This window comes from Pseudomonas cichorii (genome assembly GCF_018343775.1).
Classification (GTDB): Bacteria; Pseudomonadota; Gammaproteobacteria; order Pseudomonadales; family Pseudomonadaceae; genus Aquipseudomonas; species Aquipseudomonas cichorii.
This window is the reverse complement of record NZ_CP074349.1, coordinates 350,389-375,840: the sequence shown is the minus strand read 5'-3', so window position 1 is coordinate 375,840 and position 25,452 is coordinate 350,389. Positions and strand designations below refer to the sequence as shown.

The 25,452-nt window shown below is 58.6% G+C and carries 21 protein-coding genes; 14 read left to right on the top strand and 7 right to left on the bottom strand.

The window, feature by feature from the left end; translation table 11 throughout:
- Positions 1-51: 51 nt before the first annotated feature.
- Positions 52-1,506 carry a tRNA uracil 4-sulfurtransferase ThiI gene (gene thiI / locus KGD89_RS01760; protein WP_025258113.1) on the bottom strand — a complete coding sequence of 485 codons (1,455 nt, stop codon included), beginning with the start codon at positions 1,504-1,506 and terminating at the stop codon, positions 52-54.
- Positions 1,507-1,838: 332 nt separating this feature from the next.
- On the opposite strand from thiI, the gene glnA reads away from it, so the two are divergent.
- The 7 genes from glnA (at position 1,839) to ntrC (ending at position 8,523) form a co-directional block, all read left to right on the top strand.
- Positions 1,839-3,245, top strand: a complete 1,407-nt coding sequence (gene glnA, locus KGD89_RS01755; RefSeq protein ID WP_025258112.1) for a glutamate--ammonia ligase — start codon at positions 1,839-1,841, stop codon at positions 3,243-3,245.
- Positions 3,246-3,413: 168 nt separating this feature from the next.
- Positions 3,414-3,836, top strand: coding sequence for a cupin domain-containing protein (locus KGD89_RS01750; protein WP_025258111.1), 423 nt, complete (start codon positions 3,414-3,416; stop codon positions 3,834-3,836).
- A gap of 87 nt (positions 3,837-3,923) precedes the next feature.
- Positions 3,924-4,481 carry a chorismate mutase gene (locus tag KGD89_RS01745; protein ID WP_025258110.1) on the top strand — a complete coding sequence of 186 codons (558 nt, stop codon included), beginning with the start codon at positions 3,924-3,926 and terminating at the stop codon, positions 4,479-4,481.
- 61 nt (positions 4,482-4,542) lie between these two features.
- A complete protein-coding gene (locus KGD89_RS01740; RefSeq protein WP_051427761.1) occupies positions 4,543-5,073 on the top strand; it encodes a DUF4124 domain-containing protein in 531 nt (176 codons plus the stop codon).
- On the top strand, positions 5,057-5,701 hold the full coding sequence (locus tag KGD89_RS01735; RefSeq protein WP_025258108.1) for a DUF4124 domain-containing protein: 645 nt from the start codon (positions 5,057-5,059) through the stop codon (positions 5,699-5,701). The genes KGD89_RS01740 and KGD89_RS01735 overlap by 17 nt, the downstream gene beginning before the upstream one ends.
- 303 nt (positions 5,702-6,004) lie before the next feature.
- Positions 6,005-7,090: a nitrogen regulation protein NR(II) gene (gene glnL / locus KGD89_RS01730; RefSeq protein ID WP_025258107.1), complete on the top strand. Its 1,086-nt coding sequence runs from the start codon at positions 6,005-6,007 to the stop codon at positions 7,088-7,090.
- Positions 7,087-8,523: a nitrogen regulation protein NR(I) gene (ntrC, locus tag KGD89_RS01725; RefSeq protein WP_025258106.1), complete on the top strand. Its 1,437-nt coding sequence runs from the start codon at positions 7,087-7,089 to the stop codon at positions 8,521-8,523. Before glnL ends, ntrC begins: the two co-directional genes overlap by 4 nt.
- A gap of 68 nt (positions 8,524-8,591) precedes the next feature.
- Here ntrC and mgrA read toward each other — a convergent pair whose 3' ends face one another.
- The 4 genes from mgrA to KGD89_RS01705 form a co-directional block, all read right to left on the bottom strand.
- Positions 8,592-9,629, bottom strand: coding sequence for an L-glyceraldehyde 3-phosphate reductase (mgrA, locus tag KGD89_RS01720; RefSeq protein ID WP_025258105.1), 1,038 nt, complete (start codon positions 9,627-9,629; stop codon positions 8,592-8,594).
- A 49-nt stretch (positions 9,630-9,678) separates the two neighbouring features.
- Positions 9,679-10,623 carry a sulfonate ABC transporter substrate-binding protein gene (locus KGD89_RS01715; RefSeq protein ID WP_025258104.1) on the bottom strand — a complete coding sequence of 315 codons (945 nt, stop codon included), beginning with the start codon at positions 10,621-10,623 and terminating at the stop codon, positions 9,679-9,681.
- A 154-nt stretch (positions 10,624-10,777) separates the two neighbouring features.
- Entirely contained in the window at positions 10,778-12,106 is a 1,329-nt protein-coding gene (locus KGD89_RS01710) for an LLM class flavin-dependent oxidoreductase (protein ID WP_025258103.1), read from the bottom strand.
- A gap of 45 nt (positions 12,107-12,151) precedes the next feature.
- Positions 12,152-14,419 carry a TonB-dependent receptor gene (locus tag KGD89_RS01705; RefSeq protein WP_025258102.1) on the bottom strand — a complete coding sequence of 756 codons (2,268 nt, stop codon included), beginning with the start codon at positions 14,417-14,419 and terminating at the stop codon, positions 12,152-12,154.
- A 216-nt stretch (positions 14,420-14,635) separates the two neighbouring features.
- On the opposite strand from KGD89_RS01705, the gene KGD89_RS01700 reads away from it, so the two are divergent.
- On the top strand, positions 14,636-15,682 hold the full coding sequence (locus KGD89_RS01700; protein ID WP_025258101.1) for a LacI family DNA-binding transcriptional regulator: 1,047 nt from the start codon (positions 14,636-14,638) through the stop codon (positions 15,680-15,682).
- A 50-nt stretch (positions 15,683-15,732) separates the two neighbouring features.
- Here KGD89_RS01700 and betT read toward each other — a convergent pair whose 3' ends face one another.
- Together betT and epsC are read right to left on the bottom strand one after the other, a co-directional pair.
- Positions 15,733-17,691, bottom strand: coding sequence for a choline BCCT transporter BetT (gene betT / locus KGD89_RS01695; protein WP_208601946.1), 1,959 nt, complete (start codon positions 17,689-17,691; stop codon positions 15,733-15,735).
- A 247-nt stretch (positions 17,692-17,938) separates the two neighbouring features.
- Positions 17,939-18,892, bottom strand: coding sequence for a serine O-acetyltransferase EpsC (gene epsC / locus KGD89_RS01690; protein WP_025258099.1), 954 nt, complete (start codon positions 18,890-18,892; stop codon positions 17,939-17,941).
- 197 nt (positions 18,893-19,089) lie between these two features.
- Here epsC and KGD89_RS01685 point away from each other — a divergent pair, with 197 nt between their 5' ends.
- The 6 genes from KGD89_RS01685 (at position 19,090) to KGD89_RS01660 (ending at position 25,429) form a co-directional block, all read left to right on the top strand.
- Positions 19,090-20,088, top strand: a complete 999-nt coding sequence (locus KGD89_RS01685; RefSeq protein ID WP_025258098.1) for a D-cysteine desulfhydrase — start codon at positions 19,090-19,092, stop codon at positions 20,086-20,088.
- A gap of 150 nt (positions 20,089-20,238) precedes the next feature.
- Positions 20,239-21,036: a cystine ABC transporter substrate-binding protein gene (gene tcyJ / locus KGD89_RS01680; RefSeq protein ID WP_025258097.1), complete on the top strand. Its 798-nt coding sequence runs from the start codon at positions 20,239-20,241 to the stop codon at positions 21,034-21,036.
- A complete protein-coding gene (gene tcyL / locus KGD89_RS01675; protein ID WP_025258096.1) occupies positions 21,033-21,701 on the top strand; it encodes a cystine ABC transporter permease in 669 nt (222 codons plus the stop codon). The genes tcyJ and tcyL overlap by 4 nt, the downstream gene beginning before the upstream one ends.
- A 3-nt stretch (positions 21,702-21,704) precedes the next feature.
- The gene (tcyN, locus tag KGD89_RS01670; RefSeq protein ID WP_025258095.1) at positions 21,705-22,448 is read left to right on the top strand and encodes an L-cystine ABC transporter ATP-binding protein TcyN; all 744 of its coding nucleotides are present in this window, start codon (positions 21,705-21,707) and stop codon (positions 22,446-22,448) included.
- 580 nt (positions 22,449-23,028) lie between these two features.
- Positions 23,029-23,754, top strand: a complete 726-nt coding sequence (locus KGD89_RS01665) for a hypothetical protein (protein ID WP_025258094.1) — start codon at positions 23,029-23,031, stop codon at positions 23,752-23,754.
- A 502-nt stretch (positions 23,755-24,256) separates the two neighbouring features.
- On the top strand, positions 24,257-25,429 hold the full coding sequence (locus tag KGD89_RS01660) for an SfnB family sulfur acquisition oxidoreductase (RefSeq protein ID WP_025258093.1): 1,173 nt from the start codon (positions 24,257-24,259) through the stop codon (positions 25,427-25,429).
- Positions 25,430-25,452 lie beyond the last annotated feature (23 nt).

Sequence of the window (25,452 nt, the reverse complement as noted above, 5' to 3'; positions counted from 1 at the left end):
CTGGTGTCGGGGGGCCGGTGACGCAAGCCACAGGCAAACAGCCCCGGGCACTTAGCTCGGTCGATAAACGCGCACATTGGCATGCCCCTCACTGAGCAGATGGTGAGCATGCAGGCGACTCATGACGCCTTTGTCGCAATACAACAGGTACTGGCGCGTGTTATCCAGTTCCTTGAAGCGGCTGTTCAATGCATAGAACGGCAGCGTCTGTATCTCTACGCCCGGCACTTGCAACGGCTGATCTTCCTGGGCATCCGGATGACGGATGTCGATGACGACCTGACCGGCCAGCGCCTGGCTGACTTCTTCTATTTCGACATTCTGGCTCAGATCGTCGATCACCCGATCGACGGTCACCAGCCTGGCACGTTCGAGCGCTCGCTCGAGAACAGCCATGTCGAACTGCTTCTCTTCATACTCAACGCGATTACGCTTGGCGTTGGTCTTGGGGTTGACCGAAATCACCCCGCAATATTCAGGCATGTGCCGGGCGAAGTCGGCCGTGCCGATTTCAGTCGCCAGATCGACGATATCCTGCTTGTGGCTGGCAATCAGAGGTCGCAGCACAAGTTTGTCGGTGGCCGAGTCGATGACCGACAGATTGGGCAGCGTCTGGCTGGACACCTGCGAAATCGCTTCCCCCGTCACCAGCACATCAATTTCGAGACGGTCGGCAACAGATGAGGCAGCGCGCAACATCATACGCTTCAAAACTACACCCATATGACTGTTATCGACTTTCTGCAGAATTTCTCCCAGAACTTCTTCGAAAGGTACGCTTACAAACAGCACTCTCTGGGAGCTGCCGTACTTCTTCCAGATGAAGTGGGCGACTTCCATCACACCCAGCTCATGGGCACGACCACCCAGATTGAAGAAGCAGAAGTGCGCCATCAGGCCACGACGCATGATCTGGTAGGCCGCCACGGTCGAGTCGAAACCACCGGACATCAGCACCAGTGTCTGTTCAAGCGCGCCCAGCGGATAACCACCCATGCCAGTGTGCTGGTCATGAATGACAAACAGACGCTGGTCGCGAATTTCCATGCGCACCACGAGTTCGGGCTTGCGCAGCTCGATACCCGCGGCACCGCATTGCTGGCGCAACTGGCTGCCGACGTACTTCTCGACGTCCATGGAGCTGAAATCGTGCCGCCCCGCACGCTTGCAGCGCACGGAAAACATCTTGCCCGGCAGCAGGTCGCCGTAATGCATCTTGCACTTGGCAACGATGTCATCCAGATCACCCAGCGGGTATTCGGCAACCTGCAGGAAATTGGCAATGCCCGGCATACAGCTCAGGCGCTCGGTGATGCCCTGCAGGACCTTTGGATCGGTCAGCCGTGTTTCGACCTCAAGGTTGTCCCATACGCCACCCACGACAATGTCCGCGTCCAGTTCACGGAGCACGGTACGAATGTTCTTGGCCAGCTGGCGGATGAACTTCTTGCGCACCGGCGGGCTTTTGATGGTGATTTCGGGAAAAACTTTGACGATTAGTTTCATGGAAACGGTACGTGAGGTGCCGGCCGAAAAAGGGGGGCGCGGATTATAGCGGAAATTGCTCAAGGTTTAACCAGTTATCGTACTACCAATCATCAGCGCACTAAAAAGGCACGTCGCGGCATTTTTAAGCACCACAACAGTGCGTCATTTTGCCGATAAATCCATTTTCGCCCCCGAAAAGGCCTTGTTTGGGGCAAAAAACCCAACACGGGGCACTGGCATGCAATTTGCTCCCTTGTGAGGCAGGTTGCCTTGGCAGAGTATCTGCGCCGGCATCACCCAAATTTAAGGGGCCACAACCATAACCAGGCCCTAGCCACCCGGAGGACACCATGTCGAAGTCGGTTCAACTCATCAAAGATCATGACGTTAAATGGATTGATCTGCGCTTCACTGACACCAAAGGCAAGCAGCAACACGTCACCATGCCAGCTCGCGATGCGCTGGACGACGACTTCTTTGAAGTCGGCAAGATGTTCGACGGTTCCTCCATTGAAGGCTGGAAAGGTATCGAAGCCTCCGACATGATCCTGCTGCCGGACGACAGCTCCGCAGTTCTGGACCCGTTCACCGAAGAGCCGACCCTGATCCTGGTCTGCGACATCATCGAACCTTCGACCATGCAAGGCTATGACCGCGACCCACGCGCCATCGCCCACCGCGCCGAGGAATACCTGAAGTCCACCGGTATCGGTGACACCGTATTCGTTGGTCCGGAGCCAGAATTCTTCATCTTCGATTCGGTCAAGTACAAGTCCGACATCTCCGGCTCCATGTTCAAGATCTTCTCCGAACAAGGCTCGTGGATGTCTGACCAGGACGTGGAAGGCGGCAACAAAGGCCACCGTCCAGGTATCAAAGGCGGCTACTTCCCGGTTCCACCGGTCGACCACGACCACGAAATCCGTACTGCCATGTGCAACGCACTGGAAGAAATGGGTCAGGTCGTCGAAGTTCACCACCACGAAGTGGCAACTGCCGGCCAGAACGAAATCGGCGTGAAGTTCAACACCCTGGTTGCCAAGGCTGACGAAGTTCAGACCCTCAAGTATGTCGTGCACAACGTTGCCGACGCTTACGGTCGCACCGCTACCTTCATGCCCAAGCCTCTGTACGGCGATAACGGTTCGGGTATGCACGTTCACATGTCCATCGCCAAAGATGGCAAGAACACCTTCGCGGGCGAAGGCTATGCCGGCCTGTCCGACACCGCCCTGTACTTCATCGGCGGTATCATCAAGCATGGTAAGGCCCTGAACGGCTTCACCAACCCGTCGACCAACTCCTACAAGCGTCTGGTCCCAGGTTTCGAAGCTCCGGTCATGCTGGCCTACTCGGCTCGTAACCGTTCCGCCTCGATCCGTATTCCTTACGTCTCCAGCCCACGCGGCCGTCGTATCGAAGCCCGCTTCCCGGATCCGGCAGCCAACCCGTACCTGGCGTTCGCCGCACTGTTGATGGCTGGCCTGGACGGCATCCAGAACAAGATCCACCCTGGCGATGCAGCTGACAAAAACCTGTATGACCTGCCGCCAGAAGAGGCCAAAGGCATTCCACAAGTTTGCGGCAGCCTGAAAGAAGCCCTGGAAGAGCTGGACAAAGGTCGTGCGTTCCTGACCAAAGGCGGCGTTTTCAGCGACGACTTCATCGACGCTTACATCGAGCTGAAAAGCGAAGAAGAAATCAAGGTACGTACTTTCGTACACCCACTGGAATACGAGCTGTACTACAGCTGCTGATCCAGTCGCGCCAGCGGTAATGGCGTAAATGAGGCCTCCTTCGGGAGGCCTTTTTCATGCCCGCGTTTTTACTGGCATGTAGTAAATAATTAGCACCTTGCAGCCCTGGCTTTTTGGAATTCTTGCGTTTCGCCTTGAGATCAATCAATCGCAAAACCGGGGGTTTCCATGAACATCAACATCCTGCTGGTCGTCGCCAGCCTGTTATTGGGCAACATGGCTTTCGCTGACAAAAACATGCAGGGCACAAACCAGCCCACATCCCAGATATTGCTCGAAGCCACCCAGTCATGGGATGGAACGCCCTACAAGGCTTATCCCGAAGGCCAGCCGGAACTGAGCATTCTCAAGATCAGCATCCCGGCGAACAGCACGCTGAAATGGCACCAGCACCCCGTTCCAAACGCCGCCTACGTCCTTTCCGGCGAACTCACGGTCGAAGCAAAGGAAGGGGGCAAGTCCATTCGTATCAAAGCAGGTGAAACCCTGGCCGAAATGGTGGATATCATTCACCGCGGCAAGACCGGCAATACACCGGTCGAACTCGTTGTGTTCTATGCTGGAGCCGCTGGAACACCGTTATCGCGCTAAACGGCCATGCCTCGTATTGCCACTGGCTCTGGTCGATGACCTGGAGTTAAATCTGCGCTCCACCCACAGATTCGAGATGGAACTGCCATGCGCCTGCTTCTGGCCACTTCGCTGCTGACTCTGACATGCATTTCTCCCGGCATTGCTCTCGCCGCCGAACAGAAGCCATCCCCCCTTGAACCTTTGCTGCAAGCCATCAGCGAGCGCCTGACCATTGCCGATCAGGTTGCCCTGAGCAAATGGGACAGCGGCAAGGCTGTCGAGGATCCACCTCGCGAGCAGCAGGTCATCAGTGCCGCTCAGGCCCGTGCCGCCGAATTCAAACTCAATCCCGACGATGTTCAACGACTGTTCCGCACCCAGATCGAAGCCAACAAACGTGTGCAGAACGCCCTGCTCGAACAGTGGCACACGGCAGGCAAGGCACCCGATACCGCACGCCAGAGCCTGGTCGACGACATCCGCCCCAGACTGGATCGACTGCAGACCGAATTGCTGCGCACCTATGCCGATTTCCAGCCGGTCCGCGCCTCGGACAACTGTCGGACACTGCTGGATGCCGCACTCAAGCATCACCGTACCGACCCGATTCACGATCAGGCACTGGTACTTGCCACCACGGATCTGTGCGCTGCGAAACTGTAAGCCTGACCGCCCGACCGAAGTGTTCTATGCTGACGACCTTCCCTTTGCTGCCGAGAGCCTCATGCGCCAAAGCCTCATCTGCCTGTTCCTATTGATCAGCCTGCCTGCCGTGGCACAGATCTATAAGTACACTGATGCGAATGGCAATACCGCGTTCAGCAATCAGCCGCCCAACGGCATCAAGACCGAGGTCGTCGAGTTACCGCCACTCAACAGCGTGGAAACCCGGGTTCCCTCCGCACCAGCCACGAACATCGCACCACACCCGACGAGCACACAGACACAGCCTCGGGACGCATACAGCACACTGGAACTGACCGACCTGCCGACAGACGAAGCATTGCGCGCCAATAACGGCACCTTCACGGTGGGCGTGAAGATTCAGCCGCGCCTGCACCCCGGCCACCAGCTCCAGTTGCTGGTGGACGGCAACCCTTACGGAACACCCACCAATATCCCCCGCCTGCAGGTGGTGAATATCGATCGGGGCGAACACAGTTTTGCGGTCGTGGTGCTGGATTCCCAACGTGTCGTCCAGCAAAGCCAGACAATCACCCTTACCGTGCAGCGCGTCCATGTCAACCGGCCCTGAACGACACCTGCTCCATGGCCTGCTGATGTGCCTGTTGCTGCTGACAGCCTTGCCGTCAGCCGCTGACGTCTATACCTACATCGATGCCAACGGCAACCGGGTATTCACCGATCAGCCGCGCAAGAATGCCAAGCGCGTGGAGATACCGCCCAGCAACAACATGACGGGCACACCACCCGCCCGCCCCTATCAGGCAGCACCCGCAAAACCCAAGGCCAAGTCGATATTTCGCTATCAACTGCTGCGGGTTCTGGTCCCCGAGCCGGACGGAACAGTACGCAGCACCAGCGGCGACGTCATCGTGACCGTCACCAGCGAACCGGCTCTGCAGCCCGGGCACAACTATCGCCTGTTTCTGGATGGCCAACCCGCAGGCCAGCCCGGACGCAGCCCGGTCATCCCGCTGAGCAATATTGATCGGGGTACGCACCAGCTATCGGTCGAGATAGTCGATGAGTACGACCGCGTGCTGGAAAAAACGCCCAACCAGCCCTTCCACATGCTGCGCACCTCACTGGCGCAAAAACGCAAAGCCAACCCCTGCCAGCTCCCCGAGTACGGTGTACGTCCCGAGTGCCCGATCAAGGACAAACCCGAGGAAGAAAGCAGCATCCTGCCTTTTTTCTAGGCATAAAAGGTCATCCCGCCACCAAAGCACCTTAATGGTGCATCATGTACCTCGGCACGCCTCAAGACAGCCCAATATGGTTCAGAAATGACTGTCGCATGGCGCCTTATGTGAGCACTGATCCAAAAAAAGCCCGATTTTGCGAATTAAACGCTTCTTTTCGGAGCCTTGGTTTGGTTCTTGCAACTTCGCTTGCACAGCACCCCGTTAAGCACCGTATCAGTGGCTTTGCTGATGCTGGCCAGGACGGCTCAGCCCTGCACCTCCGCGATTGCAATGTGCCAAAAGAGGTCAACAAGATTCATGACTATCAGCGACGCGCTGCACCGTCTGTTACTGGACAACCTGACCACTGCCACCATTCTGCTCAATGCCGATCTGCGCCTTGAGTACATGAACCCGGCAGCGGAAATGCTGCTGGCCATCAGTGGTCAGCGCAGCCATGGACAATTCATCAGCGAACTGTTCACCGAGTCCGCCGAAGCACTCAGTTCGCTTCGTCAGGCCGTGGAGCAGGCCCACCCTTTCACCAAGCGCGAAGCCATGCTTACCGCACTGACCGGTCAGACCCTGACCGTCGACTATGCGGTGACACCTATCCTCAACAAGGGTGAAACCCTGTTACTGCTTGAGGTTCATCCTCGTGATCGCCTTCTGCGCATCACCAAGGAAGAAGCCCAGCTGTCCAAGCAGGAAACCACCAAGATGCTGGTGCGTGGCCTGGCTCACGAAATCAAGAACCCCCTCGGCGGAATTCGCGGCGCGGCTCAGTTGCTGTCCCGCGAGCTGCCCGAAGAAAGCCTCAAGGACTACACCAACGTCATCATCGAAGAGGCCGATCGCCTGCGTAATCTGGTCGACCGGATGCTGGGCTCCAACAAGCTGCCTTCGCTGGCCATGACCAATGTGCACGAGGTACTTGAGCGGGTCAGCAGTCTGGTCGAGGCAGAAACCCAAGGATGCATCACGCTGGTGCGCGACTATGATCCAAGCATCCCGGACGTTCTGATCGACCGTGAACAAATGATTCAGGCCGTACTCAATATCGTACGCAACGCGATGCAGGCCATCGGCAGTCAGAACGAGCTGCGCCTGGGACGAATCACCCTGCGCACCCGCGCCATGCGTCAGTTCACCATCGGGCACATTCGCCATCGACTGGTGAGCAAGATCGAAATCATCGACAACGGCCCCGGTATTCCGGCCGAACTTCAGGAAACCATTTTCTACCCCATGGTCAGTGGCCGCCCGGATGGTACGGGACTCGGTCTTGCCATTACCCAGAACATCATTAGCCAGCACCAGGGCCTGATCGAATGTGAGAGCCATACCGGCCACACCACTTTCTCGATCTTCCTGCCGCTGGAACAAGGAGCCGCTTCGCCATGAGCCGTAGTGAAACTGTCTGGATCGTAGATGACGATCGTTCCATCCGCTGGGTACTGGAAAAGGCCCTGCAACAGGAAGGCATGACCACACAAAGCTTCGATAGCGCGGATGGGGTGATGAGTCGCCTGGCCCGTCAGCAACCGGACGTGATCATTTCCGACATCCGCATGCCCGGTGCCAGCGGCCTGGATCTGCTGGCCCGGATTCGCGAGCAGCATCCGCGCCTGCCGGTGATCATCATGACCGCCCACTCGGACCTGGACAGCGCCGTTGCGTCGTATCAGGGCGGTGCCTTCGAGTACCTGCCCAAACCGTTCGACGTCGACGAAGCCGTCTCGCTGGTCAAGCGTGCCAACCAGCACGCCCAGGAGCAGCAAGGCCTGGACGCAGCGCCGACCCTGACCCGCACCCCGGAAATCATTGGTGAAGCCCCTGCGATGCAGGAAGTGTTTCGTGCCATCGGGCGTTTGAGCCACTCCAACATCACCGTGCTGATCAATGGCGAGTCGGGCACTGGTAAAGAGCTGGTCGCCCACGCTCTGCACCGCCACAGCCCGCGCTCGGCTTCGCCGTTCATTGCGCTGAACATGGCAGCGATTCCCAAGGATCTGATGGAGTCGGAGCTGTTTGGCCACGAAAAAGGCGCCTTCACCGGCGCGGCCAACCTGCGTCGCGGTCGCTTCGAGCAGGCCGATGGCGGCACGCTGTTCCTCGATGAAATCGGTGACATGCCAGCTGACACCCAAACGCGCCTATTGCGGGTACTGGCTGACGGCGAGTTCTATCGGGTTGGCGGCCATACGCCGGTCAAGGTCGATGTGCGCATCATTGCCGCGACTCACCAGAACCTCGAAACCCTGGTACAAGCCGGCAAGTTCCGTGAAGACTTGTTCCACCGCCTGAACGTGATCCGCATCCATATTCCACGCATGTCGGACCGGCGCGAAGACATTCCGACCCTGGCCAAACACTTCCTGAGCCGCGCCGCGCAGGAACTGGCGGTCGAGCCAAAACTGCTCAAGGCCGAGACCGAGGAATACCTCAAGCACTTGCCATGGCCGGGTAACGTTCGCCAACTGGAGAACACCTGCCGCTGGATCACGGTCATGGCTTCAGGCCGTGAAGTGCATATCAGCGACCTGCCACCCGAACTGCTCAGCCTGCCGCAAGATGCCGCGCCAGTCACCAACTGGGAACAGGCATTGCGTCAGTGGGCCGACCAGGCCTTGTCCCGTGGGCAGTCCAGCCTTCTGGACAGCGCCGTGCCGACCTTCGAGCGCATCATGATCGAAACCGCCCTCAAGCACACAGCAGGTCGCCGTCGCGACGCCGCCGTGCTGCTGGGCTGGGGCCGCAACACCTTGACCCGCAAGATCAAGGAACTGGGCATGAAGGTCGATGGTGGGGATGACGATGAAGGGGATGAGGGTTAAACCCCCACTCCCCCATTCATGATGTGATCTGTAAGGGCGAATTCATTCGCGAATGAATTCGCTCTTACTTATTGGGCAAGCGATGGCTTGGCCCAGAGGTTGATCCCGCCTTCCACGGCGAAACGATCGATCTCGGCCAGTTCCTCACTGCTGAACTCAAGGTTCTTCAACGCGCCGACGTTCTCGATGATCTGCTCTGGACGGCTCGCACCGATCAGGGCTGACGTCACACGTGGATCGCGCAGGGTCCAGGCCAGAGCCATCTGTGCCAGGCTCTGGCCGCGACGCTTGGCGATCTCATTGAGCGCCCGCACATGGGCAATGTTCTCTTCCGACAAATGCGAAGCCTGCAACGAACCGCCACCCGGACGATTGACCCGGGCGTCCTGCGGCACGCCATTGAGATACTTGTCCGACAGCAGTCCCTGAGCCAGCGCAGTAAAGGCAATCACGCCCGTGCCCAGCTCTTCGGTGGCATCAAGCAGGTCCTTCTCGACCCAGCGGTTGAGCAGGTTATAAGCCGGTTGATGAATCAACAACGGCACCTTCCACTCTTTCAGCAGCGCGGCGATTTCGCGGGTTTTCGAGCCCGAGTAGGAAGAAATACCGATGTACAGCGCCTTGCCCTGCTGTACGGCAGTGGCCAGTGCGCCAGCGGTTTCCTCCAGCGGAGTATCAGGGTCGAAGCGATGGGAATAGAAGATGTCCACATAGTCGAGGCTCAGACGTTGCAGGCTCTGGTCGAGACTGGCCAGCACGTACTTGCGTGACCCGCCGCCCTGCCCGTAAGGCCCCGGCCACATGTCCCAGCCCGCCTTGGTGGAGATGATCAACTCGTCACGGTACTGCTTGAAATCTTCACGCAGCAGGCGACCAAAATTGACCTCGGCACTGCCATAAGGCGGGCCATAGTTGTTGGCCAGGTCGAAATGGTTGATGCCCAGGTCGAATGCCGTGCGCAGCATGGCGCGCTGGGTTTCAATGGGCGTGCTGTCACCAAAGTTGTGCCAAAGACCAAGCGAGAGGGCCGGCAACACCAGCCCACTGCGGCCGGTACGGCGATAAGGCATGTCGTTATAGCGGTTTTCGGCAGCGATGTAGGTCATTGAGTCCTCTCTTGTTAGGTGGTTTCGGATGGCCTTTTCGCAAATGAATTCATTCGCGAACGCCTTCTTTCAATACAGCCTGCTGTACATCGACCCGCTTGGGCACCAGTCGGTTCTCGTAGAACAGATCGGCGGTGGCCTGTTGGGCGCGGATGATTTCGGGCGTGATCGGCAGGCTGGGTGATTCTGGACGATGGTCGATGTACTGGGCGATCACCGCTTCAGGCAGGCCCATGCTGCGCACCAGGATCTGGATGCTCCCGGCCCGGTCGCTGCGGGTCAGCGCATCGGCGGCGCTCAGCTCATCCAGGACTTGCTGAACGAACGCGCCGTTCTTTTCGGCATAGGCCCGGCGAGCCGTGTAGATAGGGCCCGACAATCCAAGCCCTTCGCCATTGGCCAGCACACGGCTATGACCTTCGTTGATGGCGATGGAGTAATAGGGGTCCCAGATGGCCCAGGCATCGACACTGCCGTTTTCAAACGCGGCACGGGCATCGGCCGGGGTCAGGTAGATCGGCTGAATATCCTTGAAGCTCAAACCGGCCTTGTTCAAGGCCCGTAGCACCAGATTGTGTGCGCTGGAGCCTTTCTGCAGCGCGACCTTGCGGCCTTTCAGGTCTGTCACGCCTTTGAGCGGGCTGTCGTTGCGCACCAGAATGGTTTCGGCTTGCGGCTTGGCCGGCTCGGCACCGATGTACACCAGGTCGGCACCCGCCACCTGAGCGAAGATCGGCGGAATGTCACCGGTCGAAGCGATATCCAGGCTGCCGATATTCAAGGCCTCAAGCATCTGCGGCCCGGCTGGAAACTCGATCCACTTGATCTGGGTATTGGCAAAACGCTTTTCCAGCAAGCCGTGCTCCTTGGCCAGTACCAGTGTGATGGAGCCTTTCTGATAGCCGATGCGCAAGGCGTCCGGCTCCTTGGCGATCGCGGTGTTGAACACCCCGCACAAGGTCAGGGCGGCAGCGATGAAGGCCAGTGGTTTCATGAGGTTTTTCCTTGTGAATATGATTGCACTGCAGAGCCCTCGCAGGAGCGAATCGGGCGGCGCTCCGCTTAATTCGCGAGAGGCCCGTACATCCGAAGAAGATCTACCGCCTTCAATGACGTCTCGCGGATGAATCCGCTCCTACCGTCGTCAGTTACTCAAACCGGTTGGACGGTCTTTGCAGCCCGAGGTTTTCACGCAGGGTCGAGCCTTCGTATTCGGTGCGGAACAAGCCACGGCGTTGCAACTCAGGCACCAACAGGCGAGCCACATCTTCCAGGCCTCCCGGTAAATGCGGCACCAGCACGTTGAAGCCGTCCGCAGCACCTTGCTCGAACCAGGTCTGTAGCTCATCGGCGATCTGCACTGGCGTGCCGATCAGGCTGTAATGCCCTCGGCCACCGGCGATGCGACGTCCCAACTGCGCAAGGTTCAGGTTTTCCTTTTCGGCCAGATCGGTCAGCAGCTTTTGCCGACTGCGCTGGCCGCTGTCGGTCAACGGCAGCTCCGGCAACGGTCCGTCCAGCGGATAGCCCGACAGGTCGAAATTACCCAGCATGCGGCCCAGCAACGCCACGCCCACATGAGGGTCGACCAGATCCTGGAACGACTCGAATGTTGCCTGAGCCTCGGCCTCGGTTTCAGCCACCACGATAAACACACCAGGCATGATCTTCAGCGACTCGGCACTGCGACCGTATGCCTTCAGCCGACCCTTGATGTCGGCGTAGAACGCCTGGGCATCGGCCAGTGACGTCTGGGCCGTGAAGACCACTTCCGCCGTTTGCGCCGCCAGATCACGCCCGACCTCCGAAGACCCCGCTTGCACCACGACAGGCTGGCCTTGCGGAGAGCGCGCCACATTCAGCGGGCCTTTGACCTTGAAGTGTTCGCCCTGATGGTCGAGCACATGCAGCTTGGCAGGGTCGTAATACTCCCCGCTGGCCTTGTCGCGGACAAAGGCATCGTCCGCCCAACTGTCCCAGAGCCCGGTCACGACCTGATGAAACTCCCGGGCGCGGCTATAGCGCTCGGCGTGTCCCACATGTTCTTCACGGCCAAAGTTCTGAGCTTCGGCGGCAGCATCGGACGTCACCAGATTCCAGCCGGCTCGCCCACCAGACAGATGATCCAGCGAGGCGAACTTGCGGGCGACGTGGTAAGGCTCGTTATAGGTCGTGGTCGCCGTTGCAATCAGGCCGATGTGCTCGGTCACCGCGCTCAGGGCCGACAGCAGCGTCAGCGGCTCGAAATGATCGGAGCGCGCCATGTGACTGGCGATATCTCCAGTCGCGGCCGCCACACTGTCGGCCACGAACAGCGCGTCGAACCGTGCAGCCTCCGCCACCTTGGCCAGATGCTTGTAGTGCTTGATATCAAGCCCCGCATTGGCCGGAACATCCGGGTGACGCCAGGCCGCCACGTGGTGCCCGGTGGCCATCAGAAACGCGCCTAACTTCAACTGACGAGCGGACTCGCTCATAACCAACTCCTTACCGATTCATTGAGGGTTGTTGCACGCAACGGCTCAAAAATCCTTACGCAACTGCACACCGAAATAACGCTCGTCATCACGTGGTACTGCACGGTAGATGTAGTTACCGCCAGTGGCCAGCATTGGCGAGTAAGACTTGTCAGCCAGGTTCTTGCCCAGCAACGCGACACGCCAGCCTGCGTTGTAATCGGCCAGGGCAACGCTGGCGTTCCAGATACCGTAGGCGCCTTGTTTGGTGTCGGCGTTCTGGCTGATGTCGTACTGCACTTCACTCTGCCAGCTGTAATCGGTACCCAGTTCGATATCCAGGCCGTTATCCAGCGGGATGGTGTAGTCGGCACGAACGTAGCTTTTCCAGTCAGGGCTGTAGGGCAGAGTCTTGCCATCGACGTTGCAGGACGCCGCCGCACCGGCAGGGCACGCGAAACTGTCGATGCGCGCCTGGGTGTAAGCCAGGGCACCGGAGATTTTCAGGTTGGTGGTGGCCTGCAAGGCGTAGTCGAGTTCGACACCTTCAGTGCTGACACTGCCGGCGTTGATCAGGCGCGTTACCACTTGCCCGGCCACACTGTCGAAGAAGTTCGCCTGGTAGTTGTCGTACTCGCTGCGGAACACGGCCAGGTTGGTGGTCAGGCGATTGTTCCAACTGGTGGCCTTGATGCCGACTTCCCAGGTGTTGGAGGTTTCCGGCTTGAGCGCATCGGTATCACGTGGCTGCATGTTGAAGAACACGTTATAGGCCGGGCCCTTGTAACCACGCGAGTAGGTGACATAAGTGGTGACCGCATCGCTGAGGTCGTATTGCAGACCCAGGCGACCGGACTTGCCATCTTCATCCACTGTACCCGAGCTGCTGGTGGCCGGCTGAATGCCACTGACCGTAGTGGCCGAGGTGGAGACACGACGGTGGTCGTATTCCAGCTTGTCGTGGGTCCAGCGCAGACCGGCAATGGCACGAAAATCAGGCGTGAAGTTGAACGTGGTTTCACCAAATACCGAGTAGCTTTCGCTGGTGGTGCTGTAGTCGGCGACGCCGCGGTCCTGGGTGGTGGGAGTGATCAGGGTGCGTTGATAGGTTTCGTCGCTCTTGCCATGCATGTAGAACAGGCCGCCGACGTACTCCAGAAACTCACCTTTAGGCGAAGCCAGACGCAACTCCTGAGAATACTGGTTGTACTCCAGTTGGCCCTTGTCTTCAGTGCCGGGGAACGCGGCGGTGATGGTGCCCAGACGGTCACCATCCTGATACTGGGTGTTGTCCCAGCCACGCCAGGCCGTGATGGACGTCAGGGTGTAGTCGCCCAGTTTCCAGTCCAGTTGGCCGGACAAGCCTTTGTTGACGTCGTCCACATGGCTGCGGTAATCGCTGTTCACATCGCGGTTGTCGCTGTCGGCCCGCACCGGTGACAAGGCACTGCTGAACGCTGACGTCAGCGACTTGCTGACCACGCCGTTTGGCGCGTCGTCATGAGCCTGCATGTAGTCGGCGATCAGGGTGAATGTGATGTCGTCATTTGGGGTGAATTCCAGCTTGCCCCGTGCGCCCTTGCGGTTATAGCCGTTGACTTCATGCCCGTTGAGCTTGTTGTCGACGTTGCCGTCGTAGCTGCCGAACAGGGTCGTGATCGAGCCCTTGAGGGTCTGCGGGATCAGGCTGCCGCCAATACCGAAGCGCGTGCGGCTTTCATTGCCGCTGAAATAGGACTGATCGATATAGCCATGTGTCTCTTCGGTAGGCGCCTTGGTGACCACGTTGAGCACACCGGCCGAAGCGTTCTTGCCGAACAGCGTGCCCTGAGGGCCGCGCAGGACTTCGATGCGCTCCAGGTCCAGCAGGTCCAGGGTTGCCTGGCCGGGACGACCGAGCACGACACCGTCGATGACCGTCGCAACGGTCGGCTCGACGCCCGGCGATGTGGAGATAGTGCCCACACCACGGATGAACAGCGAGGTGTCCTTGTTGGAAGCGCCGGTGCGGAAGTTCAGGGTCGGGATCTGCTGCACGATGCTGGACACACCATTGCGGTTGTCGCGCTCCAGTTGCTCGCCCTCGACTACGGAAACCGCAACAGGCACTTTCTGCAACGACTCTTCGCGGCGCGTGGCCGTAACGGTGACGGCCTTGAGCGTGGGCGCCTCGGCGTTCTGCGTGGCTTCGGTTTCAGCCATCGCCGGAGCCAGCGGCAAAGCCGCCAGGCTCATCAGCAGCATGCCGCAACGACGTCCGCGCGCCGTGTTGGCCTGGCCGATGGCTTGCGCCAGAAGGTTGTGTTTGACGCTATCCCCAAGTGTTGTGTGCATCTGCGTGCCTGCCTGATATGTGCCCTGGTCGGTCAGTGTTCAAGCACTGACGTCTGAAATTGCTGGCTAACCGGGTGCGGGCATTCGCGGTGGCGAGTAGCAGACAAACCCGTTTGTTAGCGCTAACATCGCCAGTATCAGTAACCGATACATAGATCGTCAAATACTGAAAAATTACCTTTATATTCCTTTTTCTTTTATACGAAGTGACCGCCCATGGCTGACGACATCCCTGCGACACGCAAACGCCGAGGCGCAGGCCGCGTGACCATCACAGGCGTGGCAAAGCAGGCAGGTGTTTCGGCCATTACCGTGTCGCGTTATTTCAACCAGCCGGATCAGGTTTCCCCCGAACTGCGCGAACGCATCGCCGCAGCGGTCAATCAACTGGGCTATGTACCCAATCTGGTGGCAGGAGGTCTGGCATCGGCACGCAGCCGGGTCGTAGCCATGGTGATTCCCAACATCTCGGGTCCGATCTTCGCCAATACAATCCAGGGTTTCAGTGACACCTTGAGCAAGCACGGCTTCCAGTTGCTGCTGGCCTCCAGCTACTTCTCCACCGAACAGGAAGAAAGCGCGGTAAGGGCATTTCTGGGTTGGTCACCGGCAGCGCTGGTGCTGACCAGTCGCTTTCACAGTGCTGCCACGGAGAAAATGATCGAGCAGGCGGATATCCCGGTGATCGAAACCTGGGACCACCAGCCAGGCCGCAGCCCGATCCAGATCGGGTTCTCGCATTACGACGTGGGCGTCAGCGCTACCCGCTATCTGCATGGCAAAGGCTACCGACGCATCGCCTTCGTGCAGAACAGCATGGCAGGTGACTTCAGCGCCCTTGAACGCCGTGACGGCTACATCGCCACATTGGAAACCTTCGGCCTCAAGCCAAGGGTGTTCGTCCCGGCGGAAGGAATGGCCCCTTTCGAGGCTGGCAAACAGGCGATGGATACACTCATGAACGGCCCGGACAAACCCGACGCCATCTTCTTCGCCAACGACAACCTGGCCGCCGGTGGATTGCTCGCCAGCCAGCGTGCAGGCCTGCAAATACCAAAGGACTGCGCCGTCATGGGATTTGGCGACTACGCCTTCGCGCAAATGATGATGCCGAGCCTCAGCACCATCAAACCACCCGCTCTGGAAATCGGCGTCCTGGCTGCACAGCGCGTACTGGAAAGCCTCGGCGTACTGCCGCTGGAAGGGGAAATACAGCGACTGAACCTGCTCGATTGCAGCCTGGTTGAGCGGGAAAGTACGTGACGCGGCAGCTACAAGCTACAAGCTTTTGACTTGTAGCTTGTAGCTTGCCCCTACCTCACCAAATGCAAAAACTGCATATGCCGTTCGTACTGGTCCAGTATGTCGTTGATGACCTGTTCCTTGGTGTAGCCCACCAGGTCGTAGTCCTGGCTGCCTTCGCTCAAGTGGACTTCGGCTCGGTAGTAACGACGGTTGTTCAGTTGTTTCGAGCCCATGCCGCCGCGGGCGAATGACGGGGTGAAGAAGCCTTTCATCTGCACATGGTAAATGAACGGGCGTTCTTCGCCGTGGCCGATTTCCAGGCTGACGGAGTCGTTGGATGGATCGGGTTGAGTGTCGACACTCAGGCCTTTCTCAACGAACACCGCCGTCACTTCTTCAATCGCAGGGCGTACGGTCTGGTCGAGGAAGCGATAGACCTCATCACGCGACGGATAATGCACGGCCTGGCTCAAGCGCTGTCTCCAGCCGCCACGTCGCGCACCGGAAGCCGGGGCCAGGGAATAGGTCTGGGCGATCTGGCGCTGGGTTTCCAAGAAGAAGGCTTTGTGCAGCCCCCACATCATCAGCAGCAGAATCAGCGAGAACGGCAGCGAGGTCAGCACAACGGCGGACTTCAGCGCATCGATGCTGCCGGAGAACAGCAACCCGCTGGTAATCACCGCCGTCGCCACGCCCCAGAACACGCGCAGCCATTTCGGACCATCTTCGTCCGGGCCGCCGCCCTTGGCCGACAGGGTGGACAGCACTACGGTGCCCGAGTCCGCCGAGGTGACGAAGAAGACAAAGCTGATGAACACCGTCACCGCAATGACAGTCTTGCTCCATGGATAGGTTTCCAGCAGCAGGTACAGGGTCATCGACGGATCATCGATGGCTGATTGTCCCAGCGCAGTCATGCCGTGGTTGAGCACTTGCTCGATGGCGCTGTTACCGAATATCGACATCCAGGCAAGCGTGAAACCCAACGGAATCAGCAGCACACCAAAGACAAACTCGCGAATGGTCCGGCCACGGGAAATACGCGCAATGAACAGGCCGACAAAAGGCGCCCACGCAATCCACCAGGCCCAGTAGAACACTGTCCAGCCGCCCAGCCAGCCCTTGGCGTCGCTGCTGTAGGCATAGACATCGAAACTCTTGGTCGGCAGCGCGCCCAGGTAGTCACCGATGTTCTGCACCAGCGTGTTGAGCAGGTGTTGAGTCGGGCCGGCGAACAGGACGAACAGCAGCAGTGCGCAGGCGAGCAGCATGTTGATGTCGGACATGACCCGCACGCCCTTGTCGACGCCCGAGACAGCCACCAGGATGGCTGCGCCCATCATCAGCGTGATCAACCCGACCTGAATCCATTGGGTATGGGAAACACCGAACAGGTAATCCAGACCCGAGTTGAGGTGCAGCACGCCGAATCCCATATCGGCACCAAGACCAAAGATGGTCGCGATGATGCCAAAGCCATCGACGGCATAGCCGATAGGGCCGTTGATGCGCTTGCCGATCAGCGGATACAACGCCGAGCGCAAGGCCAGCGGCAGGTTGTGACGGTAAGCGAAATACGCCAGCGCCATACCGACGAAGGCAAATACGCCCCAGCCATGCAGGCCCCAGTGCAGGAACAGCAACTGCATGGCCTGACGTGCGGACTCAGTGGTGCTGCCCTCGCCCTGCGGCGGTTGCAGCATGTGGGTCAGGGGTTCGGAAACACAGAAGAAGAACAGCGTGATGCTGATCCCGGCGGCAAACAACATGCCCGCCCATGACAGATAGCTGAACTCGGGCTCGTCGTGGTCGGCACCGAGCTTGATCTTGCCGTAGCCAGACAAGGCGGTGACCACCACGAAGACCAGATACAGCGTCATGGCCAACATGTAATACCAGCCGACCGTATTGGCCGCCCAGTTCTGCGCTGCCAATAACCATTCGCCGCTGGCCTCGGGGAGGGCGATCACGGTGACGCCGAAGATCAGGATGACGCTCGCGGCAAAGTAGAACACCGGAGCATTCATGCGGACCTGGCCGCTGGATGGGGAAACAGACGTACTCATGAACGGTACGCCTCTGCTTCAAGACAAAAAGCTCCAGAAAAAGAGGAAAACACGAGAAGGACTCCTGGTATGAGCGGGCAGAAAACTACCTGCAAAAAACAAATCGCATACAGGGGATGCGGGCTCAGACCAGGGGTATGACGCACGATGACGCAGGATCGTTCCCTACGGCAAGCGGCAAGCCACAAGCTTGAAGCTACCAACTCTCTTACTTCTGAGTTCCGTCGTCCTGTTGCAGCAGGTTGGCCTGGGTCAGGTTGCAGCCCGCCGGGACGCTACGGGTCAGCCAGACGTTGCCGCCGATGGTCGAACCCTTGCCGATGGTGATGCGCCCCAGAATGGTTGCACCGGCATAGATCACCACATCGTCTTCGACAATCGGGTGGCGAGCATGGCCTTTCTGCAACTGGCCATCTTCGTCCGCCGGGAAGCGCTTGGCGCCCAGCGTTACAGCCTGATAGATTCTGACCCGCTCGCCGATAATGGCCGTTTCGCCAATCACGACGCCAGTGCCATGGTCGATGAAGAAGCTAGGGCCGATCTGCGCGCCGGGATGGATATCGATACCGGTGGAGGAATGGGCGATTTCCGAGCTGATGCGCGCCAACAGAGGCAGGCCGGCCCGATACAGGTGATGCGCCAGCCGATGATGGATCACCGCAAGAATCCCCGGATAGCACAACAGAACTTCATCCACACTGCGCGCCGCCGGGTCGCCGTGATAGGCCGCCAGCACATCGGTATCGAGCAGCAGACGAATGCCTGGCAAGGCCGTGGCGAAATCCTGAATCAGCTCCAGTGCCCGCTCGTCGATCCCCTGAGTCCCGCTGCCCTGCTGATGGGCCACGTAACGCAACTCCAGCCGTGCCTGAGCAAGGAGCGCATTGAGTGCCACGTCCAGGGTATGGCCGACGTAGAAATCCTCGCTTTCTTCGCGTAGATCTACCGGCCCCAGACGCATCGGGAACAAAGCGCCGCTCAAGGCTTCGAGAATCTCGCCCATGGCCGCCCGGGAAGGCAGCTCCCGACCACCATGCTCACCGCTCACCCGCCTGTTGCGAGTACGCCAGTCTTCACGCGCGGTGCGCAACTGGCTGACGATGCGCTGCAACTGCCAATGGCTGGAGCGGCCCGAGGCAGGTGCTTCTGGAATATCGCTCACGCTGAACTCTCCTTGAGTCAAAGAAGGCAACCCGATGATGGCGGCCCCTGCGGCCTCCACTCTACGGCAAACATTTGCACGGAAAAAATAACAATTTACGTAGGGCTTTAGCCTCCCTGTCATAAGACATCCCGGGTTGCCGTGCAGGAAACCTCTGCATATAGTCCCGTTACTCCCTACTCGGCTTACCCATCACGATGATCAAAAAACAGCTGGCTCGTTTCAATCGCCTCGACCTGATCGACGCTCCCACTCCACTGGAAAAGCTTGAGCGCCTGTCGACCTGGGCGGGCCGCGATATCTACATCAAGCGCGATGACACCACGACCCTCGCGCTGGGCGGCAACAAGGTGCGCAAACTGGAATACCTGGCCGCCGATGCGCTGGCACAGGGTGCCGACACGCTGATTACCGCTGGCGCCATCCAGTCCAACCATGTGCGCCAGACCGCAGCACTGGCCGCTCGTCTGGGGCTGGGTTGTGTCGCGCTGCTGGAAAACCCCATCGGCACCGAAGACACCAATTACCTGCACAACGGCAATCGCCTGCTGCTGGATCTGTTCGACGCCAAGGTCGAGCTGGTGGAAAACCTCGATAACGCCGACGAGCAACTGCAAGCCCTGGCTGCTCGCCTGCGCACCAGTGGCAAGAAGCCTTATCTGGTACCGATTGGCGGCTCCAGTGCCGTAGGCGCGCTGGGTTATGTGCGTGCCGGACTGGAACTGGCAGAGCAGATCAAACAGACCGGCCTGGACTTTTCCGCCGTGGTGCTGGCCTCCGGCAGCGCGGGCACACACAGCGGCCTGGCCCTGGCTCTGGCTGAGCAGTTGCCGGAACTGCCGGTGATTGGCGTAACCGTTTCCCGTAGCGAAGAAGCCCAGTTTCCCAAGGTTCAGGGCCTGGCCGAGCGTACGGCAGAATTGCTGGATATCGCCCTGCCGCCAGCCTTCAAGGTGCAACTATGGGACGAATACTTCGGTCCACGCTATGGTGAACCGAACGCTGGCACGCTCTCGGCAATCAAACTGGTAGCCAGCCACGAAGGTCTGTTACTGGATCCGGTCTATACCGGCAAAGCCATGGCGGGCCTGCTCGACGGCATCGGGCGTCAGCGTTTCAATGATGGGCCGCTGGTCTTCCTGCACACCGGCGGAGCGCCAGCGTTGTTCGCATATCCGGATGTGTTCAGCGGCTGATAGCACGACGCCTGACACATATACCAAAAGAAAACCTGAAGATGCTTTTTAGTTCTTTTTGTTTATAAGAAACTCGCTTTATATTCGCGACCGCTAAACGCTGTCGCCAGGTCTGACTTGCCTGACACTCCATACAAACAAGGGGCTCGCATGAACATTTCCGCTATTCGTCGCACGTTTCTCTTCTCGGCTCTGAGCCTGGTGCTCGGCACCGGTATTGCCGGGCAAGCCATGGCCGGCGAACAACTGCAAAAGATCAAGGACAGCGGCACGCTCAATGTGGGCCTGGAAGGCACTTATCCACCGTTCAGCTTCGTGGACGAAAACGGCAAGCTCACCGGCTTTGAAGTCGAGCTTTCCGAAGCTCTGGCCAAGGAACTGGGCGTCAAGGCCAAGGTACAACCGACCAAATGGGACGGTATCCTCGCGGCTCTGGAATCCAAGCGTCTGGATGTGGTGATCAACCAGGTGACCATTTCCGAAGAGCGCAAGAAAAAGTACGACTTCTCCCAGCCCTACACCATCTCCGGCCTGCAGGCGCTGACCCAGAAGAAGAACGCAGACACCATCAAGACGCCTCAGGATCTGGCGGGCAAGAAAGTCGGCGTAGGCCTGGGCACCAACTATGAGCAGTGGATCAAGACCAATGTCCCGACGGCCATCGTCAAGACCTACGACGATGATCCGACCAAGTTTCAGGACCTGCGTGTAGGCCGTATCGACGCCATTCTGGTCGACCGTCTGGCTGCTCTGGAAATCGCTGCCAAGACCAAGGATGCCTTTGGTGTCGCGGGCGCTCCGTTTTCCCGTCAGGAATCCGGTATTGCCCTGCGCAAGGGCGAGCCTGAATTGCTGGACGCCATCAACAAGGCAATCGACAAGCTGCGTGCTGACGGCACTCTGGGCAAACTGTCGCAAAAGTACTTCAACGCTGATGTGACCAAATGATCGAAGAGAGCCTAAAGCTCATAGCGGACTCTGCGCCCTTTCTGCTCAAGGGCGCGTACTACACGGTCGTTCTCAGCCTGGGCGGGATGTTTTTCGGATTGCTGCTGGGCTTCGGCCTGGCACTGATGCGTCTGTCGCGCTTCAGGCTGGTGAGCTGGCCGGCACGTGTCTACGTGTCGTTTTTCCGCGGTACACCGCTGCTCGTGCAACTGTTCGTGATCTATTACGGCCTGCCACAACTGGGGGTCGAACTGGATCCGCTGCCTGCAGCGCTGATCGGCTTTTCGTTGAACATGGCGGCCTACGCCTGTGAAATCCTGCGCGCCGCCATCGGCGCAGTGGATCGCGGGCAATGGGAAGCGGCTGCCAGTATCGGCATGACCCGCTGGCAGACCATGCGCCGGGCGATCCTTCCGCAAGCAGCACGTACGGCCCTGCCACCGCTGGGCAACAGTTTCATTTCTCTGGTCAAGGACACGGCCCTGGCCGCTACGATTCAGGTGCCGGAGTTGTTCCGTCAGGCGCAACTGATCACCGCACGGACCTTTGAAATTTTCACCATGTACCTTGCCGCCGCGCTGATCTACTGGGTCCTAGCATCGCTGCTCGCGCACCTGCAAAACCGTCTTGAAGCGAGGGTCAATCGGCATGATCTGGAGACCTGAAGCATGATCGTGGTTGAAAACCTCACCAAGGAATTCAAAGGCCAGCAAGTGCTCAAGGGCATCGACCTGCGCATCGAGTCCGGGGAAGTCGTGGCAATCATCGGCCCCAGCGGTTCGGGGAAAACCACGCTGCTGCGTTGCCTGAACCTGCTGGAAACCCCCACCAGCGGCACGATCAGGGTGGGTGACATCCAGATTGATGGCAGTCGTGCCTTGAGCCAGCAACAGGGCCTTATCCGCCAGTTGCGTCAGCAGGTCGGGTTCGTGTTCCAGAACTTCAATCTCTTTCCCCATCGCACAGCGCTGGAGAACGTCATCGAAGGCCCGGTGGTGGTCAAGAAGATTGCCAAGGAAAAGGCCGAGGCCCTGGCTCGGCAGTTGCTGGCCAAGGTCGGACTGTCCGGCAAGGAAGATTCCTACCCGCGCCGTCTGTCAGGCGGTCAGCAGCAACGGGTCGCGATTGCCCGGGCATTGGCCATGGAGCCTGAGGTCATTCTCTTCGACGAACCCACCTCTGCGCTGGACCCGGAACTGGTCGGCGAAGTGCTGACCGCCATTCGGGCACTGGCCGAGGAAAACCGCACCATGGTCATCGTCACGCACGAGATGAGCTTTGCGCGGGATGTGGCCAATCGGGTGATTTTCATCGACAAGGGCGTGATCGTTGAGCAGGGAGAAGCAAAAGCCTTGTTTGCCAACCCCAGAGAAGAACGTACCAGGCAATTTCTGGAACGTACCAGAGCCTGATCCTACAAGCTCTGTCCGCATAAACAGCGTCCGCAAGGACGCTGTTCCTCCTCCGTCTTACAATGCGACACAAGCTGACCTATCAAAATACTTGCCAGCCCAAAGCACTCATCTACCTAAAATCATCGAATTACTGCAGCAATCCAGGGCATTTTTCGGCTGCCCTTGATGCGGATCCCACCACACTCGCCTCTCCTTCACGCCATCAATCATGGCGTCGCCGCTGCTTGGGCAACGAACATATCGGAGGCCTGGATGGAGTAGGAAGCCAGTTTGCTTAAAAGTAAACAGTCTTTGTATATCCATGTAGGAATAATCTAATTTTTCGAAACTGCTTCATAACACCTCATCCGTATATTGACAGGCTTACACAAAACCCATTAGCTCACTCAGAACAGTGGTCTTGGCGCACACTACAAAGTTACAAGTATTAATTTACAACGCCCTGTAATGTTTGCCACACCCCCGCACTTTCAGACACTTATCGCCTTTTACTTTTCAGACCAGGCCACTACCGAAAGAATTACAAATTCTATAACAAACAGTTACTGGCACTTCTGTTAACCACGAGTATTCGACCATGAGCCAAACCTATTGCAACCCCGACTCATCAAAGCTTTTACCCCCCTTCATTCCCCAGGCCAGTCGTCATGGCATCGGGGTCAGGATAGCGTCCCATCTGATGGTCCATATCCATCCCTACGACGACATGGATGAAGGTGATCTGATCGAGCTGTTCTGGGATGGCTGCTACGCCGCATCAAAGATTCTGACGGCAGCCGACATCGACCAGACCCTCGCTCTGCGCGTGCCGGAAAGCTTTCTGCAGAACGGCAAGGCCCGTACCTACTACAGGATGATGAAAGTAGGCGGAGCGCCTGTAACCTCGCCCATCTGCAAGATCTGGGTCAAGCTGGACGCACCCGGCGGCCAGTTGCTGGACCCTGTAGATGAGGAAAATCAGGGGCTGGCGCCACTGTCACTGCCGCCTTCGGTAGTTCGCCGCGGCTTGAGCACGCGGCATATGAACAGCGGTCTGCCGATGACGATCGAGCCTTATCTGAACATGGCACCCCATGACGAAATTACCCTGCGATGGGGAGACCTGCGCATGGACCTGCCACCTCTGACTCTCGAAGATGTCGGGGAACCCATTGATGTAGTCGTACCGGCAACCCTGATACGCGAGGCCGGCGGCGAACAACTGGAGGCCACTTACTGTGTCATTGACCGGGTAGGAAACAACTCTCATTGGGCACCGCCACGGGAAATAAGAATCCGGAAATCAAGTGAACTACCCCGGTGAGCCTTAATAACCCTCATCGCCTATACGCCAGCCTTGCATGAGTATGTTTTGCGCTCATGAACCGCTGGCGTTTTTCACATCATCATTTATAAAAACCCCGACAAACCTCATGAGGGCTCACTCAGTAATTAACAAGATTACATCCATATAACTGCCATAAAACCCTCAGCGCACATACAACTAACATCAAGCAAAAGGCCACCTTACCTGGCTGCCAGGGCCTCCCGTCAAGGACCCACCGGGTAGCCAGCATTTGCCATCTATGCTTATTCCAAAATTCACGTTTTAAAATAATTGATACAAGATTAGGGTATATGAACCGGACCACCGGACTTCGCGATGTTCTCTTGCTGCCCCCACGGGCGGCACCCGCTATGAGGTTCCGATGGTCTCTTTCACAATTACCCCCGTGGATAACACCAGGGCATTGCCTAAAAACACTGCCCAGCACATCTCGACTTCACAAGAGCCGGATGTTGCGCCCTTGTTACTCCCGGCCAGGGTGTTGCACAACGACGCCCAGGCCATTGCTGCCGCCCATGAGCTGGCAGGCATCGCACGCCTGAATGCAGCCAGAAGGGATCAGGAACGCAGGCTGCCCTGGCCGGAAATCGAGCAGTTCACCCGTAACGGGCTGGGCAGCATTTCCGTTCCCAAGGCTTATGGTGGCCCGCAGGTTTCCTTCGTGACCATTGCCGAAGTATTCCGGATCATCTCGGCCGCTGACCCTGCACTCGGGCAGATTCCGCAGAACCAGTTCGGCATCCTTCATCTGCTGCAGGACGGTGCCAACGAACAGCAAAAGAAGTCCCTGTTTCAAAGCGTCCTCGATGGCTGGCGCATCGGCAATGCCGGGCCCGAGCGAGGTACGAAAAACACGCTGGAACTCAAGGCCCGTATCACCGCCGACGGCGACCGCTTTGTCATCAACGGCCAGAAGTTCTATTCCACCGGCGCCTTGTTCGCCCATTGGGTCGCGGTCAAGGCCCTGGATGACGAAGGTCGGCAGGTCATGGCCTTCGTGAAACGCGGCGCGCCGGGCCTGAGCATCGTCGATGACTGGTCAGGCTTCGGCCAGCGCACTACGGCCAGTGGCACGGTATTGCTCAATAACGTACCGGTGGAAGCCGAGCACGTGGTCGACAACTGGCGCCTGGCGCTGACTCCAAATATTCAGGGCGCTGTCTCACAACTGATTCAAGCCGCCATTGATGCAGGTATCGCTCGCGAGGCCATCGACGAGGCCATCACCTTTGTACGCGAGCGTGCTCGTCCATGGGTCGATGCCAACGTCGAGCGAGCCAGTGACGACCCTTATGTCATCGCTGATATCGGCAAGCTGAAACTCGACCTGCATGCCGCCGAAGCCCTCTTGCGCAAGGCCGCCCAGACCCTCGACGAAGTGAATGCTGCGCCAATCGACGAGGACTCCGCAGCCCGCGCCTCCATTGCAGTGGCCCGCGCTAAGGTACTGACCACGGAAATCTCGTTGCTCGCCAGTGAAAAGCTGTTCGAGCTGGCCGGCAGCCGCGCCACCCTGGCGCAGTTCAATCTCGACCGTCACTGGCGCAATGCCCGCGTCCACACCCTCCATGACCCGGTGCGCTGGAAATACTACGCCGTCGGCGCCTGGCATCTGAACGGCACCCTGCCCGCACGCCACTCCTGGATTTGAACCAGACAACTGGAGAACATCGT